This window comes from Kocuria sp. p3-SID1428, assembly GCF_025149945.1.
Taxonomy (GTDB): Bacteria; Actinomycetota; Actinomycetes; order Actinomycetales; family Micrococcaceae; genus Kocuria.
On record NZ_JALXVH010000007.1, the window covers coordinates 1 to 16,759 of the forward strand.

A 16,759-nucleotide genomic window follows, 5' to 3' on the forward strand; every position below is an offset into this window, starting at 1 on the left:
TCCGTCAGTTCCGCGCCGCCCGATCACATGTCCTTGGCCGCCCAGCCAGCGGTGCGCACGCGGCGACGGCCGAACAGCCGTCCGGGGCGCGACGGGCGCAGCTCGGCCTGAGCGCCGACCGTCTCGAGCCACTCGGGGGCCATGCGCCCCAGCTCCTCGGCAGAGCCCGCGAAGGCCAGCGCTTCCACGGCGCTGTCGGCGCTCACGGCCACGACATCCCACACCTCAGCGCCGACGCCGCGAGTCTGCTCGCAGAGCACGGCGAAGGCGCGGGCACCGCGCTGCAGCGCGGGGTCCAGCACGGTGAGGTCCTCGTCCAGGGCCTCGGAGATCTCCCAGGCGGCACCCACAGCGCTGGCCGAGGAGCCGACCACGATGGCCAGGGAGGCGAAGGGATCGGCCTCCTGGACGCGCTCCATGATGCGGTCGGCGGCCCAGGCGCAGCCGATGTCCCACAGGTTGAGCTCGGTGCCGCGCGGCAGGGTGAGCCGGCGCGTGCGGGTGTCGAGCTCGACGATCTCGCCGCCGGCCAGCTCTCGCGACAGGCGGATCGGGCGGTACCAGCCGCTCGAGACGGCCTGGGCGCGCTGAGCGGCCTCGAGGACGGCGCACAGCGTGGGCGAGATCTGGGCGGTGAGCGCATGATCACTGCTCAGGGAGAGCAGCAGGGACAGCTCGGAGTCCGGGCGCTCGGTGCTGAGCACCCACGACAGGTCGGAGAGGACTTCGTCGGCGATGGACTCGGCGACCATGCGGGTCAGCGGGTCGACGGCGGACACGGTCCGCTGCGCCGTCAGCGTGGGGGCGCTGCGGCGGAGCTTGGGGGGAACGGTCATGGTGGGGGAACCTCGGGGGGGGGGGGATGAGGCGGGGCTGGGGATGCCCCGGACCAGATGAAGGCCGCCTCGGATCGACACCGGCCAGATTTTCGGGAGACAGAGGGTGGAGACGTATCGCAGCCCGCGCTCCGGCTCCGCTCCTCTGCGCAATGCCCCGAGACTTCAGTCTCACGGACTACTGTCACAGCCCCTGTCGAATCGGCGCGCCATATCGACGGAGGTGAGGTGAGTGTCTCGGCACCCGTCGGCACGACCTATACGTTACCAGCGAGTAATTAAGATGCAACACCTTTTCTCCGACATTTTCGACCCGTCTGACAGGAGACGATGGAGAAACATGGCTGCTTTGAATACCTAATGAATATGCATTTTACGGTGGGCTGTTCGACACATTCTATCGCTGCTGCCGACAGCGGTGGGGGCACCGCCCGCAGCGAGTCGATCCAGCAGCTCCCCCGGCCGGTTGGTCGTGATCTGCTGGACGCCCAGGGCAAGGCACAGCTCGAGGTCCGCCGCGGTGTCGACCGTCCAGACCCGCAGGATCGAGCCCTGCGCCAGCCAGGTCCGCACGAGACCGGGGTGATCCCGCACGAAGGCGATGCCCGGACCCGCGATCTCGCACAGGCCCCGGGTGATGATCGGCTCCGCCGACGGCACGACCCAGCGCATGCCGGCGTGCACGAGCCGGGCCGTCGCAGCTGGAACCCGCAGGCTCGCGGCCACGGACTCCGGCGTGGGGTCCTCGATCAGCTGGCACACGTTGCGCGGGGCGACCGTCTGCAGGACATGGCGCACGGCATCGGGGTGGAAGCTCATGATCGAGATCTGCAGGTTCTCCAGTCGCCCGGTCTCCGGATCCCAGCCCGCGGACATCAGCGCCGTGAGCACCGCCTCCTCGAGCCGATGCCCCGCCGGCGACGGGTGCTTGGTCTCGATGGCGAGCCCCACCGGCCGCACTGCTGCGCGCAGCAGCTCGAGCAGCTCCGGCAGGGTCAGCAGCTGCTCCTGGGCCCCGCCGTGGCTGGCCGGGATCTGCACGCCCTTCCAGGAGACGAAGTCCAGGCGGCGCAGCTCGGCCAGCGTGCGCGAGGAGATCGGTCCGCGGCCGTCGCTCGTGCGCCCCAGCTGGGCATCGTGGTGCAGGACCAGGTGGCCGTCTCGCGTGAGGTGCACATCCCCCTCCACGCCATCGGCGCCCTCGAGCAGGGCCTGCACGTAGGCCGCCCGCGTGTGCTCGGGGTACTGCGCGCTCGCACCGCGGTGCGCGATGATGCTGGGAGACAAGCCGTGCCTTCCTGCGGGGAGGGGATACGGCGCCGTCGGCTCACCCGGAGCCCGACAGCCCGCCTGCACCTGTCACGCTAGGGCCGTGCTATGAACGCCCGGAGAACGACGGCGGCCGGCCCGGTGAAGCCTCCTCCGCCGCCGTGAGGCGGGGAAGGGACAGGCTGCACCGCGCCGGCCGCTCGGCTGCGCAGGACTCAGCTGCTGCGCTGCGCCTCCCCGGTGACCTCCGCCGGCTCCGCGGCATCCTCCGCGCCCTTCGAGCGGTCGCGGGCGTCGTCGGCCAGCTTGGGGGCGCGGTCGACCTCGGCCAGCTCGGGCGGGAAGCTCGCCGGCAGCGGGCCGAAGGCCTCCTGCGTGTTCTTCACGACCGCCCGGGACATGGCCCGGTTGGCGCCGCCGCCGACCACCGCGCCGATGCCGAAGGGCAGCGCGCGGCCCAGAGCCGCCGTGGACTGCCGGCGGATGAAGCGGCGCACGAACATGTTGCGCAGCTTCTTGCCGACGTCGAGCCCGCCGTCCTTGGAGGAGCTGCCCATCATCAGGCCCCAGCGGTTCGACAGCCCGCGGGACTTGGAGCTCGAGGCCAGGACCTGCTTCATGAGCACGCCGCCGTCCTCGCCGAGCATCAGCGCCATGACCATGGAGCGCGTGCGCACGGGGTCGGAGGTGTGCACGCCGTGCAGCTCGGCGATCGCCTGGGCGTACAGCGCGGTCATCTCCAGGTAGCCGCCGACCGAGACGGTCGAGACCCCCAGGGAGGCCAGCGTGCCGATGCCGGGGATCATGGCGGCGCCGCCGGCCACGCCGCCGGTGGCCGTGTTCGTGCGGACGTACATCCGCTCGAGGCGCTTGGCGATCTGCTCCGGGCTCTCGTCCGGGTGCTCGGCGCGCAGCTTCTTGACCCAGCGCAGCACGACGGGGCGCTGCACCTTCAGGGCGTTGTCGAGGAAGCTGTTCAGCGCCGGGGTCGGCTTGCCGTCATCATCGAATGCGTGCTTCAGCGGGTTGAACGCCACGTTCGTCTCCTGGGGTGGGGTCTCCTTGAGAACTTCGACGACCAGCCTACCGAAGGCCATCAGCGCCCTGACTGATCGGCTCCTGTCCAGTGGCTGGGAGCCGGGCAGGCACGGCCTCAGCGCACGCGCACGTCCGCCCAGACCGGACGGTGATGCAGTCGGCCCAGAAGCGGATCTCGTCGTGGTTGCGCCTCCCATTGCTGTCCGTGGGGCCGTCGAAGGACGGCGGAGTGGGGTACGAAGCCAGCACATGGATGGTGTCGCGGCCCGCCCGCACCGGGATGTCCCAGTGCGACTTCGACGACAGCCGCAGCCGCTGTCCGATCTCCCGCGCGTAGTGGTCCCAGGGCAGCAGGCTGTCCAGCATCTGCGACCAGAGCTGATGCTGGAAGGTCCGCACCGCGCTGCGATCGATGGGCAGCGCGGAGTACACGACCATCCCGTACTGCCCCGGGAAGAGCCCGAAGCCCCAGGCGTCGTCGCCGGTGCCCAGCCTCCCGTCGCCGTTCAGGTCCAGGCCCGAGCCCACGCCGGTGCTGACGGCCGCGGTGAAGACGTGCGGGAGCTCCAGCGGAGCCTGCCCGCCCTGGCTGCGGGCCAGGTATTTGCGCTGGAACAGCTCGGCGGCCGCGGCAGGAAGAGCGATGCTGCTCAGGGCCGCTCCGGCCAGCCCTCCGACGAGGCTGCGGCGGCTGAGCGCGGCGTGCTGGCTCATGCGGTCCCCTGACTCCACGATGGACGGCCCGACGGCCGATGACGTGGGCCGACCGCAGCGAGGCGGGTTGAACCCGCCGTGAACTCACGGCGAGCGGATCGCGCGGATCGGTGAGACGATCCGGGCATGCCCCGTTCCGCGCACCCCTCCCGCTTCCTGTCCGCTGTCGATGCCGGCGCCGAGATCGCCTGGGACGAGCTGACCGAAGGGTGGATCCTCAGCATCGGAGGCGCCGAGCAGTCGCACGTGGACCTGGCGGATCCGAGCCGGGTCTTCTACGAGTACCTGCAGCGCATGTCCGCGGCATGCGACCTGCAGCGCCCGAGCGGGCAGTCGGTGCGCGCGCTGCACCTGGGCGCCGGAGCCCTGACCCTGCCGCGCCGACTGAGCGCGGTCCGCCCGGGATCCGAGCAGGTCGTGATCGAGCTGGCCCGCGAGCTGCCGGGCTTCGTGCTCGAGCACCTCCCCTGGCCGGACAATCAGCCGCCCCAGTTCCTGATCGGCGACGCCCGGGAGCAGCTCACCGCGCTGCGAGAGGCCAGGACGGCCCCGTTCGATCTGGAGGTGCTCGACGTCTTCGCCGGCGACGACGCTCCCGCCCACCTTCGCGAACGATCGTTCTACGAGGAGATCGCCCAGGTCCTGGTCCCCGACGGCGCCCTGATCGTCAACGTGGGCGATGACCCCGGGCTCGGCTTCTTCCGCGAGCAGGCCGAGCGCATGCTCGCGGCGAAGGCCGGCGATGGCGCACCGGCCTTCGCCGATGTGTGGTGCCTCAGCGATGCCTCGATGCTCGACGGGCAGCGCGCCGGCAATCTCATCCTGCTGGGCTCCCCCTCGCCCCTGCCGCGCGAGAACCTGGAGGCCCTGCGCGCCGCGGGGCCGCACCCGGCCGCCGTGCTGGAGCGCATGCAGCTCGAGGACTGGCTGGCCGGTCGGTGAATCCGCCGCTCAGGCGGTCGTGAACCCGCGCAGATCGCCCTGGGCGTCCTCGAAGTGCGCGTCCACGCGCAGCACGACCCCCGGCGCGTCCGGGCCCTGGATCTCCTTGAGCAGATCGCGCACGGCCCAGCGGGTGCCCTCGGCGATCACCTCCACGGTGCCGTCGTCGAGGTTGCGGGCAGAGCCCGCAAGGCCCAGCTTCTCGGCGTGCTTCCACGTCCAATAGCGGAACCCCACACCCTGCACGGTGCCGTGCACGATCGCCACGCTCCGCAGCTGCTCCTTGGTGTCCAACCGGTCCTCCTCTTCTCGGGGCGCGCTCATGCTCGGGTCCCCGCCTCATCCGCGGCGCCCGACGAGCCCTCGGCCGCATCGCGCAGGACGTCCCTGAGGTCCTCCGCGCTGCCGATCTCCCCGAGGTCGATGGCCCGGCCGTCGGCGACGAAGCTCGGGGTCCCCGCGAGGTCGAGGTCCTCCGCCTGCTGGCGGTGCTGCTCGACGATCTCCTCGACGTCGCTCGAGCCCATGTCCGCGCGGAATCGGTCCTCATCCAGCCCGGCCTCCCCAGCGAGCTCGACGAAGCGGTCCTCGAGCTCGCCGGCCGAGAGCTCGGACCACTCGTCGACGTCGTCGTAGACGAGGTTCGCGTACTCGTGGGCCGCGCCCTGGCGGCCGGCGGCCTCCACCGCGTGGGCCGCGGGCACCGCGTTCTCGTGCATGGGCAGGGGGAAGTTCTTGACGCGCACGACGACCTGGCCGTCGAGCTCCTCGGCGACCTGCTCGACCGCCGGATGGAAGGACCCGCAGGCCGGGCACTCGTAGTCGGTGTACATGGTGACAACGGGCAGGTCCTGCCCTTCCGAGTTCAGCGCGTAGCCGTCCTCGATCACCTGGTCCACGCCGGCGACCTCGGCACCGTCCTGCGGGACCTCGGAGTCCTCGGCGCTGGCGGTGTCCTGGGCCTCAGCGGTGTCCTGCGCCGCGGGGGAGCTCTCGGCCGACGCCTCCATACTCGAGGCCCCCTCGCTCGAGGTGTCCTGGGCGGAGGGGTCGTCCTCGGTGCTGGAGAGGCAGCCCGTGAGCAGCAGCGCGGAGCAGGCTGCGGCAGTCAGGCCCGCCGCCAGGCGGGATCCGGTGGGATGGGATGTCATGAGGCTCCCGGGAGGTGAGGCGGCGCCTCAGGGGCCCGCGGTGATCTGTCTGCGGCGCCCAGACTACGGGCGGGGGCTGACGCCGCGATACCCTGCCAGGGTCGCGCCGGCCCGGCGGACCGCCGCCAGCAAGGAGACCTCCCGTGCAGCTGATGATCCCGTTCCAGATCGTGCTCATCGTCCTGGCTCTGATCGTGATCGTGGTGGGAGCCGTGATCTCCGACCCCCTCCTGATGCTGCTCGGGGCCCTCATGGCGGCCATGGCCATCACCGGTCTGGGCATGGCGCTGCGCATGCGTCGTCGGCAGTCGGGCCAGGCTCCGCAGCGCCCCGCCCGCGGCTGAGACCGGCTCAGTCCTGAGCCGCGGCCTGGTCCTCGTCCAGCGGCAGCGGCTCGCCGTCCAGGCGATGGTCCAGATGCAGCCCGGCCTCCGAGGCGCTCGCGGCCAGGGCATCTGCGGCGTCCTGGTACCTCGGGCGGTTGTACTCCGGGAGCCGCTGTGAGCGCACCCTCAGCACCGGTGCGGCAGCATCAGAGCCCTCGACCCGCGCCGTGGCCTGCAGATCGGGGACCTGACCCAGGTCATGGAGGTCCTCGAGCAGCCCGGGCGTCAGCGTGTCCACGAGGTCGCCGGGGACCGTGAGGCGCACGCGGCCGTCGATCACGGTCACGGCGTCCCGATTCCCGCCCGATGCCTGGCCGGCCTGCTGGGAATCGCCGAGCACCTCCGTGAGCTGGGGAAGCGCCCCCTCGGCGGCGAGATCCGCCGTGTACACGGTGGTCACCTCGAGCTGCTCGCCCACGCTCAGCGACCAGCGCCGCTCGGGGCCCCGCTCCTGCGCGGAGGACGGCGACGCGGAGGGATCCGGGGCAGCTGTCTCCTGCGCATCCTCCCCCGGCGCGGTCTGCTGCAGCGCGGCCAGCAGGTCGATGGCCTCGGGGATCGTCGCCGCTCGACCCGTCACCGTGCCGTCCGGAGTCGGCTGGCCCGGGGCCGAGGAGACCTCTGCGGGCCCGGAGATCATGGAGCCGTCGTCGAGCACCAGGGTGAGCTGGCCCAGCGCGATGCCGGTTCCCGCCAGCTGGGCGCCGGCCTCCGTCTCGGCCGATGACCAGGCCTGAGCGATCTGCGCGGAGGTGGCCTCCGAGTCGAAGAGCAGCCCTAGGTCCGCAGTGCCCTCGCGGGCCCCGGTCCGATCGGCGTAGGCGCCCTCCACGGAGACCGAGACCACCCCGGGCAGCTCGCACAGGATCAGCTCGGCCTCCGGCACCACGAAGGTCACCTCAGCGGCATACGGGACGGGGTCGGTCGGGCTCAGCCCGTCGTCATCGGCGCTGGGCCGCGGCTGGTCGCAGTCGGCGCTGCGCGCCCAGACGGGCAGCTCGGCCCCGGCCACGAGCTCCGGCTCGGCGATGTCCCTGTTCGGCGGCTGCGGGATCTCCGGGACGTCCGGCCCGGGATCGGCCGGCGCGCAGGCGGCCAGCAACAGGCCCATGGCGCCGAGGCCGCCCAGCAGCGCGGCCGGGCGGAGGCCGGTGCGGAGGTCTCGGGCGGCTGCCATCTCGGATGCCTCCTGCGACGCGGTGCGGACACGGGGATGCGCGCCGTCGTGCGGCGCTGCACGGCCATCCTACGGATCGCGGGCTCCTCCGGCGCACAACCGACAGGGCGGTGACGCGCCGACAGGCTCAGCCGCGCAGCCATGGGCCCGTGACCGATCCGGGGTCGGCTGCGACCTGCTCCGGGGTGCCGGCGGCCACGACGGTCCCGCCGCGGCGTCCGGCCCCCGGGCCCAGATCGATGACGTGATCGGCCGTGCGGATCGCCTCCGGCCGGTGCTCGGCCATCACGACGGTGGCCCCGGCGCGGGCGAGGTCGTGCAGGACCCGCAGCAGGCGCTCGGCATCGACCGGATGCAGCCCCGTGCTGGGCTCATCGAGCAGGTACAGCGTGCGGCCGCGGCCGGTGCGGTGCAGCTCGGAGGCGAGCTTGATCCGCTGGGCCTCGCCGCCGGAGAGCTCGGTCGCTGGCTGCCCCAGGCGCAGGTAGCCGAGCCCCAGCGCCTCGAGGGCCTCCAGGGGCCTGCGGATCGCCGCGACCCGTCGGCGCTGAGAGGCCGAGCGCTGCTGCCCGTCCGAGGGCTCCTGCGCGAAGACCGAGAGCGCCTCGTCCACCGTGAGCTCCAGGATCTCGGCGATCGTGCGGCCCTCCCACCGCACCGAGAGGGTCTCGTCGTCGTAGCGGGTCCCGTGGCAGACCGGGCAGACGGTCCACGAGCCGGGCAGGAAGACCAGCTCGACCTCCACCTGCCCCTGCCCCTGGCAGTGCGGGCAGCGGCCCGGGTTCGTGTTGAAGGAGAAGCGCCCGGCCTTCCAGCCGCGGGAGCGGGCCCCCGGGGTGTCGGCGAACAGCGCGCGCACGTGGTCGAAGAGCCCGGTGTAGGTCGCCAGGTCGGAGCGCGGAGTCCGACCGATCGGCTTCTGGGTGATCCGCACCAGCCGACGCAGGCCGTCCAGCCCCTCGGCGGCGGCCACCGCAGTGCCCGGGCGGTGCTCCTGCTCGCCCTCGGAGCCCTCGCCCGTGTCCTCCGGCTCCCCGACCTCGAGGTCCACCACGCCCGAGCCCTCGAGGTGCTGGGCCGTCACGTCCCCCAGGGCGTCCAGCAGCGAGGACTTCCCGGAGCCGGAGACGCCCGTCAGCGCGGTCACCGCCCCGATCGGGAACTCAGCGTCGACGCCGTCGAGGGTGTTGCGGCGCACACCCCGCAGGCTCAGGCGCTGCTCGCTCTCGCGCACCGGCCCGCCGCGGATCTCCTCCGGCGGTGTCGAGGCGCGCAGGCAGCGGCCCGTCGCCGACTCCGGGACGTCCTGGAGCTGCTCGACCGGACCGGAGTGCAGGATCCGCCCGCCCTCGGTGCCCGCACCGGGGCCGACGTCGACCACCCAGTCGCAGCCGCGCACGAGCTGCATGTCGTGCTCGACCAGGCACACGCTGCTGCCCGTGCCCACGAGCCGGCGCAGCACCGTCATGAGCTGGCGCGCCTCAGACGGGTGCAGCCCCGCCGACGGCTCGTCCAGGACGTAGACCACTGCGAACAGCCCGGAGCGCAGCTGCACCGCCAGACGCAGGCGCTGCATCTCCCCCGGGGAGATGCTGAGGCTGCTGCGGTCCAGGCTCAGGTGCCCGAGGCCCAGGTCCACGACCGAGCGCAGGGTCGAGCAGCCGTCCTGCAGCAGCAGGTGCTCGGCTTCCTCCCCGGGACCGAGGCGCTCACCGTCCTCGGCGCGACGGGCCAGCTCGGCCCGCCTGTCCTCGAGCAGCTGCAGGAGCTCATCGAGCGGTCGGGCCTGCAGCCGGTCGATCGGCTCCCCGCCCCAGGTCACGGACAGCGCGGCTCGGGTCAGGCGGCGGCCGTCGCACTCGGGGCACGGGCGGGACTCCACGAAGCGCAGCGCGCGGGCGCGCATGCTCGCGCTGCCGGTCTCGGCCAGGGTGCGCCGCAGCAGCGAGGCCGCCGAGGAGAAGGTGCCCTGGTACTCGCGCTGGACCTGATGCGCCCCGCGCTTTGGCTTGACCGTCACGACGGGGTGCTCATCGGTGAACAGCACCCACTGCCGGGTCTGCTCGGGCAGCTCCCGCCACGGCCGGTCGATGTCGATGCCGAGCTCGAGGCAGATGTCGCGCAGATTCTTGCCGTTCCAGGCTCCGGGCCACGAGGCGATCGCGCCGTCGGCGATGCTCAGGCTCGGATCGGGGACCATCGACTCCTCGGTCGGCTCGTGCTGCACGCCCAGGCCGTGGCACACCGGGCACATGCCTGCCGGGGTGTTCGGGGAGAAGGCATCCGAGTCCAGGCGGCCGCGCGGTCCCAGCTGCATCCCCTCAGGGTAGGTCCCGGCCCGCGAGTACAGCAGCCGGATCGTGTTCGACAGCGCCGTGATGGTCGCGACCGAGGACCGGGCCGTGCCGCCGCCGCGCTGCTGTCCCATGGCCACGGTCGGCGGCAGTCCTGCCACGGAGCGGACCTGGGGGTCGACGGCACCTGCGATCAGCCGACGGGCGAACGGCGCGACCGATTCGAGGTAGCGGCGCTGAGCCTCGCCGTGCAGGGTGCCGAAGGCCAGCGAGGACTTCCCGGAGCCGGAGACCCCCGTGAACGCCACGAGGCGCTCGCGCGGGATCTCGACGTCGACATCGCGCAGGTTGTGCAGGTTCGCGCCGCTGATGCGGATCATGCCGTCGTCGGCGGCCTGAGCGGAGCCCGGCTGCCCCTGAGTGCTGGCGCTCACGCCCGCAGCTCCACGGCCCAGAAGGCGCCCTGCCCGCTCACGGCGATCGGCTCGGCATCGGCGCGCACCCAGGCCGAGTGCCCGGCGGAGACCTCCAGCGGCTCCGTCCGAGGGGCGCTCAGCACGACGGAGCCGTCGACGCACAGCACGGTGCAGGTGCTGGGATCCAGCTCGAGCTCGCGCCCGGGCTCGACCTCTCCTGCCACGAGGCTCAGGCGATTGTCCCACAGCGGGATGCGACGCAGCCCGTCGGGGCCCGTCGCCGCTTCCTGCGGCACCCCGGGATCCTGCTCATCGGTCACGACCCGCAGCAGCTCGTCGACGTCGACGTGCTTGGGGGTCAGCCCCGCGCGCAGCACGTTGTCCGAGCACGCCATGATCTCCACGGCCGTTCCCTGCAGATAGGCGTGGACCTGACCGGCGGGGGTGAACAGGGACTCCCCCGGCTCGAGCACGAAGTGGTTCATGCACAGGGCCACCAGCAGGCCGCGGTCGCCGGGGTGCGAGCGGGAGACATAGCTCAGCAGCGCGGCCAGCTCGTCATCGGCGGGCAGCCTGCGCACGGCGTCCTCCAGATCGGCCAGCGCCGCCTGCGCCCGGTCATCCGGCAGGCTCAGCACGGTGCGCAGGACCGGGCCCGGGGACTCGAGCGCCTCGCGCAGCCACTGCTGATCCAGCGCCTCAGCCAGCAGCCCGAGCTCGGCGCGATCGCGCATGCCCGTGAGGATCTGCAGCCGCGACAGCGCCACGACCGTCTCGGGCTTGTCGCTGCGGTCCTTGTAGCTGCGATGCGCCGCATCGATCCCGATCCCGGCGGCCTCCTCGCGCTCGAAGCCCTCCCGGGCCTGCGCGATCGAGGGGTGGACCTGGATCGACAGCGGGGCCTCGATCGCCAGGATCTTGAGCAGGAAGGGCAAGGATCCGTCGTCGGCCACGACCTGGTCGCCGTCGCGCACGAAGCGCTCGGGCTCCTCCAGGAGCAGCTCGTTCAGGGGCTGCGGGCCGGCCTGGAGCACGAGCTGCGAGGGTGCCGAGCGGTGGGCGCCGATCCACAGCTCGGCCTCGGGCTGCTCCGAGGGCGAGGGCCGCCCCTGCATCTGCGCCAGGACCGAGCGCGAGCCCCAGGAGTAGTGCTGGACGGGGTCGATCATCTCGAAGAGCTGGGGCATGGCTCCATGGTAAGCACGGGGACTGTCCCCGCCTTCCTGCCGCAGCAGGACCCCGCGCCCCCATGTATGGGGCGGCGGCGCGCCCGCCTGCGCTCGGGAGCCGCCCGATCGCCTCCATTAGAGTGCGGGGCATGACCATCGACCTGTCCCAGTCCTTCAAGGCCTACGACGTCCGCGGCATCGTGGGCGAGACCATCACCGCCGAGACCGTGCGCGCGACCGGCGCCGCCTTCGTCGACGTCCTCGAGCTGGCCGGGACCACCGTGCTGGTCGGCGGCGACATGCGCCCGTCGTCGCCCGAGTTCATCGCGGCCTTCGCGGAGGGCGCGACCGCCCGCGGCGCGGAGGTCGTGAAGATCGGGCTGATCTCGACCGACGAGCTCTACTTCGCCTGCGGGGTGCTCGATGCCGCCGGTGTGACCTTCACCGCCAGCCACAACCCGGCTCAGTACAACGGGATGAAGATGGCGCTTCCGGGCGCGGTGCCCGTGTCCTCCGAGACCGGGCTCTACGAGATCCGCGACCGCGCCCAGTCCTACCTGGCCGACGGCATCCCCGCAGGCGAGGCCCAGGGCGGCGTCACCGAGCGCGATGTCCTCAAGGACTACTCCGAGTTCCTGCGCGGGCTCGTGGACCTCCGCGGGATCCGCCCGCTCAAGGTCGTCGTGGATGCCGGCAACGGCATGGGCGGGCTCACAACCCCGGCGGTGCTCGGCGACACCGTGCTGTCCGGGCTGCCGCTGGAGATCGTGCCGCTGTACTTCGAGCTCGACGGCACCTTCCCCAACCACCCCGCCAACCCCCTCGAGCCCGCGAACCTCGTGGACCTTCAGGAGGCCGTGCGCGAGCACGGGGCGGATATCGGCCTGGCCTTCGACGGCGACGCCGACCGCTGCTTCGTGATCGACGAGAACGGCGGAGCGGTCACCCCGTCGGCGATCGCCGCGATCGTGGCCGAGCGCGAGATCGCCCGGGCCCAGGCCTCCGGCGAGCAGACCCCCGTCGTGATCTACAACCTGATCACCTCCCGCATCGTCCCCGAGCTGGTGGAGGCGCGCGGCGGGCGCCCGGTGCGCACCCGCGTGGGGCACTCCTTCATCAAGGCCGTCATGGCCCGGGAGTCCGCGGTCTTCGGCGGCGAGCACTCCGCCCACTACTACTTCCGCGACTTCTTCAACGCCGACACCGGCATGCTCGCGGCCATGCACGTGCTGGCCGCCCTGGGCGAGCAGCAGCGCCCCCTCTCCGAGCTCATGGCCAGCTACGACCCCTACACCGCCTCGGGCGAGATCAACTCCGAGATCGAGGACAAGGCGGCCGCCGTCGATCGCGTCCGCGAGTCCTTCGCCGGGGAGGACGTGGCGGTCGAGGACTCCGACGGCACCACCTTCACCGCCGCGGACGGATCCTGGTGGTTCAATCTGCGCCCGTCGAACACGGAGCCGTTCCTGCGCCTGAACGTCGAGGCCCACGACCCCGCCGTGATGGAGCAGCTGCGCGATCGCGTGCTGGGCATCGTGCGCGGCTGAACCCCTTCTCGGCAGGCCCCGCGACCCCGCCCTCGCCCTTGCCGGGGCGGCGGCGGGGCCGTCGTCGTCAGGGCTGATGACACGTGCCGGAAGGTTCATCGAGCGGTGTCGATACTTGCGCTGATAAACGTTGATTCATGTATTCGTATCCCGAAACCCTATGGCACAGTCGACGCGGAGCAGGGAGGCTCCGGCCCGTCGCACGCGCGTCGGGGCCGCTTCGGCGGCGATGCCATCGACGCGACGCCGGGAGAGGTGAAGGACCGCCTTGGCCATCTGGATCAGACGACGCGCCCGATCGGCATCCCAGCTGGACGATCCCATCAAGGAGCTGCTGAGCATCGAGGGCGTCAACGGCGCCGCCATCGTCGATGTCTCCAGCGGCATGGCCCTCCCTGGCCTCGGGCGGCAACCCGGGCTTCGACCTCAATGTCGCCGCCGCCGGCAACTCCAACATGGTCCGCGCCAAGCTGCGCACCATGCAGGAGATCGACATCGATGCCGAGATCGAGGACATCATGATCACGCTGTCGAACCAGTCCCACCTGATCCGCGCACTGAACTCCCGGGACACCTCCGGCCTGTTCGTCTACCTGGTGCTCGACCGCACCACCGCGAACCTGGCCCTGGCCCGCCACAAGCTCAACGCCGTCTCCGGCCGCATCGCGATCTGAGACCCGCCCTCCGGCGGAGCACGAGAGCCCCCTCCCGCTCGGGAGGGGGCTCTCGCCGTCCTCGAGGAGGCATCAGCCCCGCACTCCATCGAGTGGCCTCGTAGTGTGCGGAAGGGCCCCGCACCCCGTCGAGTGGTCCCGTGGTGTGCGTTCAGCGCCTCGGCCGCACACCACAGCGCCAGTCGATTCAGATGGTCACACGTGCAGGCCACTCGATGAGGACCAGGTGCGGCTGACCGCCCGGCCTCAGTCCGAGGACGCGGCGCGGCGACCGGAGCCGAAGAGCTCGACGTCGCCGATGGCGGCGGACATGAGGGCGTCCTCGGTGGCCTCCGAGTTCTCCTGCTGGGCGACCTCGCGCAGGGCGGAGACCTCCCCCACGAAGTCCGACGGCGCTTCCTCAGCCGAGCCCTTCATGCGCCAGCGCGCCAGGGACTGCTCGATCACGGTGTCGAACTCGCTGTCCGAGTCCGACAGGTAGCCGATGCCCAGCGACAGCGCCCTCTGCGCGGAATCGATCTGGGCCTCCTGGCCGCCCACGCGCAGCGAGGAAAACGTCCCGGGGGCCACGCCCTCGAGCGCGGAGACCAGCTCGGCGATGCCCTCACCGGCACCGATGAACTCGCGGACGCTCATGCCCGCAGGCGCCTCGAAGCGCTGCTGCACGGCGCTGACCCCCAGCTCGAGCGCCTCCCGCTCGCTGGAGGGTAGGGGCGGACGCTGAGGTGCATGGTCCCGCCGTTGGCCCTGGCGGCACCGGAGGCGATCGAGATCAGCGTGGACTTGCCCGCGCCGTTGCTCCCGACGAGACCGACGATCTCCCCCTCACCCACCGTGAGGTCGATGCCTCGCAGCACTCGACGGTGTCCGTGGGTCTTGATCAGTCCCTCGATGCGGAAGCGCTCCGTCATGGATCTCTCGGTCTCCTCGCCCCTCAGAGGCCCTTGGACGGCCCGCCGAGGATCAGCGGACCGGATGCTCTGCCGCCGGCCCCTGGATCACGGGCGACGGTCGACTCCCGACAGGCGCATGGCGCCGCGACGAGTCGACTCTGCGAGGTTCGTCGCGGCGCCATATCTCACCTGAGCGGCGTCGCTTCCAAGGATTCGGCCACCGATGCCCCCACGAGCACTGCCCCCCGGACGGGTGGCATCTCGATGAGGGTGGGCCGATCAGCGGGCGTCCGAGAGCCGGGCGCGCAGCCCCTCCGACTGCTCGATCAGCACCTCGGGCACACGGCCCAGGCGCTCGAACCATGCGTCGATGCTGGGCAGCTCGGCCTCCCACTCGTGGACATCGACCTCCAGAGCGCGATCGATCGCGGCCGGATCGTAGTCGAGGCCCTCGAGGTTCAGGTCATCACGAGTGGGGACGATTCCCACCGGGGTCTCCTGGCCCTCGGCGCGTCCGTCGATGCGTTCGGCGATCCACTTGACCACGCGCGAGTTCTCGCCGAAGCCGGGCCACGCGAAGCCGCCGTCAGCGGTGCGGCGGAACCAGTTCACGTAGAACACCTTGGGCATATTCTCCTCGCCATGGCGCTCGCCCACGTTGAGCCAGTGCTGCAGGTACTCGTTCGCGTTGTAGCCGATGAACGGGAGCATGGCCATGGGGTCGCGGCGCACCACGCCCACCGCGCCCTTGGCGGCGGCGGTGGTCTCGGAGGACAGCGTGGCGCCCTGGAAGACGGCGTGCTCCCAGCCGAAGGACTCGGAGACCAGCGGCACGGTGGTCTTGCGGCGCCCGCCGAAGACGATCGCGTCCAGCGGCACGCCCTCGGGATCGTCGTACTCGGGGGCCAGCATGTCGACCTGCTTGATCGGCGTGCAGAACCGCGAGTTCGGGTGCGCTGCGGGGCGGCCGGACTCCGGGGTCCAGTCGTGGCCCTTCCAGTCGATCAGGTGCTCGGGGACCTCGTCGGTCATGCCCTCCCACCAGACGCCGCCGTCGTCGGTCAGGGCCACGTTCGTGAAGATCGTGTTGCCCTTGGCGACCGCGCGCATGGCGTTCGGGTTGGTGGACCAGCCGGTTCCGGGAGCCACGCCGAAGAGGCCTGCCTCGGGGTTGATCACGCGCGCCTGGTCGTCCTTGAAGCTGATCCAGGCGATGTCGTCGCCGACCATCTCCGCCTTCCAGCCCGGGATCGTGGGCTCGAGCATGGCGAAGTTCGTCTTGCCGCAGGCCGACGGGAACGCGGCCGAGATGAACTTGGTGTTCTGCTGCGGGTCGGTGATCTTGAGGATCAGCATGTGCTCGGCGAGCCAGCCGTGGTCGTGGGCCATGGCCGAGGCGATGCGCAGGGCGTAGCACTTCTTGCCCAGCAGAGCGTTGCCGCCGTAGCCGGAGCCGAAGGACCAGATGGCGCGGTCCTCGGGAAAGTGGACGATGTACTTGTCCGGATTGCAGGGCCAGGCCACATCCTCCTGGCCCTCGGCCAGCGGCGCACCCAGCGAGTGCAGGCACTCGACGAACCCGGAGCCCGTCTCCTCCATTCGCCGCATGACATCGGTGCCGATCGTGGCCATGATCCGCATGGAGCACACCACGTACGCCGAATCGGTGATCTCGACGCCGAACATGGGAGTCTCGGCGTCCAGATGGCCCATGACGAACGGGATGACGTACATGGTGCGGCCCTTCATGGAGCCGGAGAACCGGCCTCGCAGGGTCTCCTTCATCTCCACCGGATCGCGCCAGTTGTTCGTGGGGCCCGCACCGGACTCGGCCTTGGTGCAGATGAAGGTCCGCTCCTCCACACGGGCGACGTCATCCGGATCGGAGAAGGCCGCGAAGGAGTTGGGGAACTGGGACTCGTCCAGCCGCACCAGGGTGCCCTGGTCGACCATCTCGTCGGTGAGCTGCTTCCACTCCTGCTCCGAGCCGTCGGCCCAGTGGATGCGATCAGGGGTGGTGAGCTCGGCGATCTCGCGGACCCACGAGATCAGGCCCTCGTGGGTGGTGGGCGGCGAATCCAGAGCGGCCCGGGTCTCGGCCGTCAGTCCGGCGGTGTTGTCGGTGGGCTGCTGAGCCATGGACGTGTCTCCTCGTTGAGGCCGGTGCTGCGCGCACTGCCCCCGGGGATCTCATCGTCGAGATGCGCGAGCGCCGTCATTGGCGTCCGCGCGGAAGCAGCCGCTTGCGGTTGT

General features: G+C 71.5%; 16 protein-coding genes. 4 read left to right on the forward strand and 12 right to left on the reverse strand.

Annotated elements, in window-relative coordinates; genetic code table 11:
- Window positions 1-23 precede the first annotated feature (23 nt).
- The 4 genes from M3E84_RS02780 to M3E84_RS02795 form a co-directional block, all read right to left on the reverse strand.
- Window positions 24-836 carry a hypothetical protein gene (locus M3E84_RS02780; RefSeq protein ID WP_259894482.1) on the reverse strand — a complete coding sequence of 271 codons (813 nt, stop codon included), beginning with the start codon at window positions 834-836 and terminating at the stop codon, window positions 24-26.
- Between the two features lie 357 nt (window positions 837-1,193).
- Window positions 1,194-2,123, reverse strand: coding sequence for a glycerophosphodiester phosphodiesterase family protein (locus M3E84_RS02785; RefSeq protein ID WP_259894483.1), 930 nt, complete (start codon window positions 2,121-2,123; stop codon window positions 1,194-1,196).
- Window positions 2,124-2,320: 197 nt separating this feature from the next.
- Entirely contained in the window at window positions 2,321-3,202 is an 882-nt protein-coding gene (locus M3E84_RS02790; RefSeq protein WP_259894484.1) for a di- and tripeptidase, read from the reverse strand.
- Window positions 3,189-3,857 (reverse strand): hypothetical protein, encoded by a 669-nt coding sequence (locus M3E84_RS02795; protein WP_311200415.1) that lies wholly within the window; start codon window positions 3,855-3,857, stop codon window positions 3,189-3,191. Before M3E84_RS02795 ends, M3E84_RS02790 begins: the two co-directional genes overlap by 14 nt.
- 126 nt (window positions 3,858-3,983) lie before the next feature.
- Here M3E84_RS02795 and M3E84_RS02800 point away from each other — a divergent pair, with 126 nt between their 5' ends.
- A complete protein-coding gene (locus M3E84_RS02800; protein ID WP_259894485.1) occupies window positions 3,984-4,799 on the forward strand; it encodes a spermidine synthase in 816 nt (271 codons plus the stop codon).
- A 9-nt stretch (window positions 4,800-4,808) separates the two neighbouring features.
- On the opposite strand, the gene M3E84_RS02805 is transcribed toward M3E84_RS02800, so the two are convergent.
- The gene (locus tag M3E84_RS02805; protein ID WP_259894486.1) at window positions 4,809-5,123 is read right to left on the reverse strand and encodes an acylphosphatase; all 315 of its coding nucleotides are present in this window, start codon (window positions 5,121-5,123) and stop codon (window positions 4,809-4,811) included.
- Entirely contained in the window at window positions 5,120-5,950 is an 831-nt protein-coding gene (locus M3E84_RS02810) for a thioredoxin domain-containing protein (protein WP_259894487.1), read from the reverse strand. The genes M3E84_RS02805 and M3E84_RS02810 overlap by 4 nt, the downstream gene beginning before the upstream one ends.
- Before the next feature lie 143 nt (window positions 5,951-6,093).
- Between M3E84_RS02810 and M3E84_RS02815 the strand changes: the two genes are divergently transcribed.
- The gene (locus M3E84_RS02815) at window positions 6,094-6,294 is read left to right on the forward strand and encodes a hypothetical protein (protein WP_259894488.1); all 201 of its coding nucleotides are present in this window, start codon (window positions 6,094-6,096) and stop codon (window positions 6,292-6,294) included.
- A gap of 7 nt (window positions 6,295-6,301) precedes the next feature.
- Here the strand turns inward: M3E84_RS02815 and M3E84_RS02820 are convergent, their stop codons facing one another.
- The 3 genes from M3E84_RS02820 to manA form a co-directional block, all read right to left on the reverse strand.
- Window positions 6,302-7,513, reverse strand: coding sequence for a hypothetical protein (locus M3E84_RS02820; protein WP_259894489.1), 1,212 nt, complete (start codon window positions 7,511-7,513; stop codon window positions 6,302-6,304).
- Window positions 7,514-7,640: 127 nt separating this feature from the next.
- Window positions 7,641-10,187 (reverse strand): excinuclease ABC subunit UvrA, encoded by a 2,547-nt coding sequence (locus M3E84_RS02825; RefSeq protein WP_259894544.1) that lies wholly within the window; start codon window positions 10,185-10,187, stop codon window positions 7,641-7,643.
- A 50-nt stretch (window positions 10,188-10,237) separates the two neighbouring features.
- Complete coding sequence (manA, locus tag M3E84_RS02830; RefSeq protein ID WP_259894490.1) at window positions 10,238-11,410, reverse strand: mannose-6-phosphate isomerase, class I; 1,173 nt, start codon at window positions 11,408-11,410, stop codon at window positions 10,238-10,240.
- Window positions 11,411-11,541: 131 nt separating this feature from the next.
- Between manA and M3E84_RS02835 the strand changes: the two genes are divergently transcribed.
- A complete protein-coding gene (locus M3E84_RS02835; RefSeq protein WP_259894491.1) occupies window positions 11,542-12,939 on the forward strand; it encodes a phosphomannomutase/phosphoglucomutase in 1,398 nt (465 codons plus the stop codon).
- A 371-nt stretch (window positions 12,940-13,310) separates the two neighbouring features.
- Complete coding sequence (locus tag M3E84_RS02840; RefSeq protein WP_259894492.1) at window positions 13,311-13,613, forward strand: hypothetical protein; 303 nt, start codon at window positions 13,311-13,313, stop codon at window positions 13,611-13,613.
- A gap of 246 nt (window positions 13,614-13,859) precedes the next feature.
- Here the strand turns inward: M3E84_RS02840 and M3E84_RS02845 are convergent, their stop codons facing one another.
- From M3E84_RS02845 to M3E84_RS02855, 3 genes are all read right to left on the reverse strand, one after another.
- The gene (locus tag M3E84_RS02845; RefSeq protein ID WP_259894493.1) at window positions 13,860-14,249 is read right to left on the reverse strand and encodes a hypothetical protein; all 390 of its coding nucleotides are present in this window, start codon (window positions 14,247-14,249) and stop codon (window positions 13,860-13,862) included.
- On the reverse strand, window positions 14,246-14,524 hold the full coding sequence (locus M3E84_RS02850) for an ATP-binding cassette domain-containing protein (RefSeq protein WP_259894494.1): 279 nt from the start codon (window positions 14,522-14,524) through the stop codon (window positions 14,246-14,248). Before M3E84_RS02850 ends, M3E84_RS02845 begins: the two co-directional genes overlap by 4 nt.
- A gap of 261 nt (window positions 14,525-14,785) precedes the next feature.
- Complete coding sequence (locus M3E84_RS02855; protein WP_259894495.1) at window positions 14,786-16,645, reverse strand: phosphoenolpyruvate carboxykinase (GTP); 1,860 nt, start codon at window positions 16,643-16,645, stop codon at window positions 14,786-14,788.
- Between the last annotated feature and the right edge of the window lie 114 nt (window positions 16,646-16,759).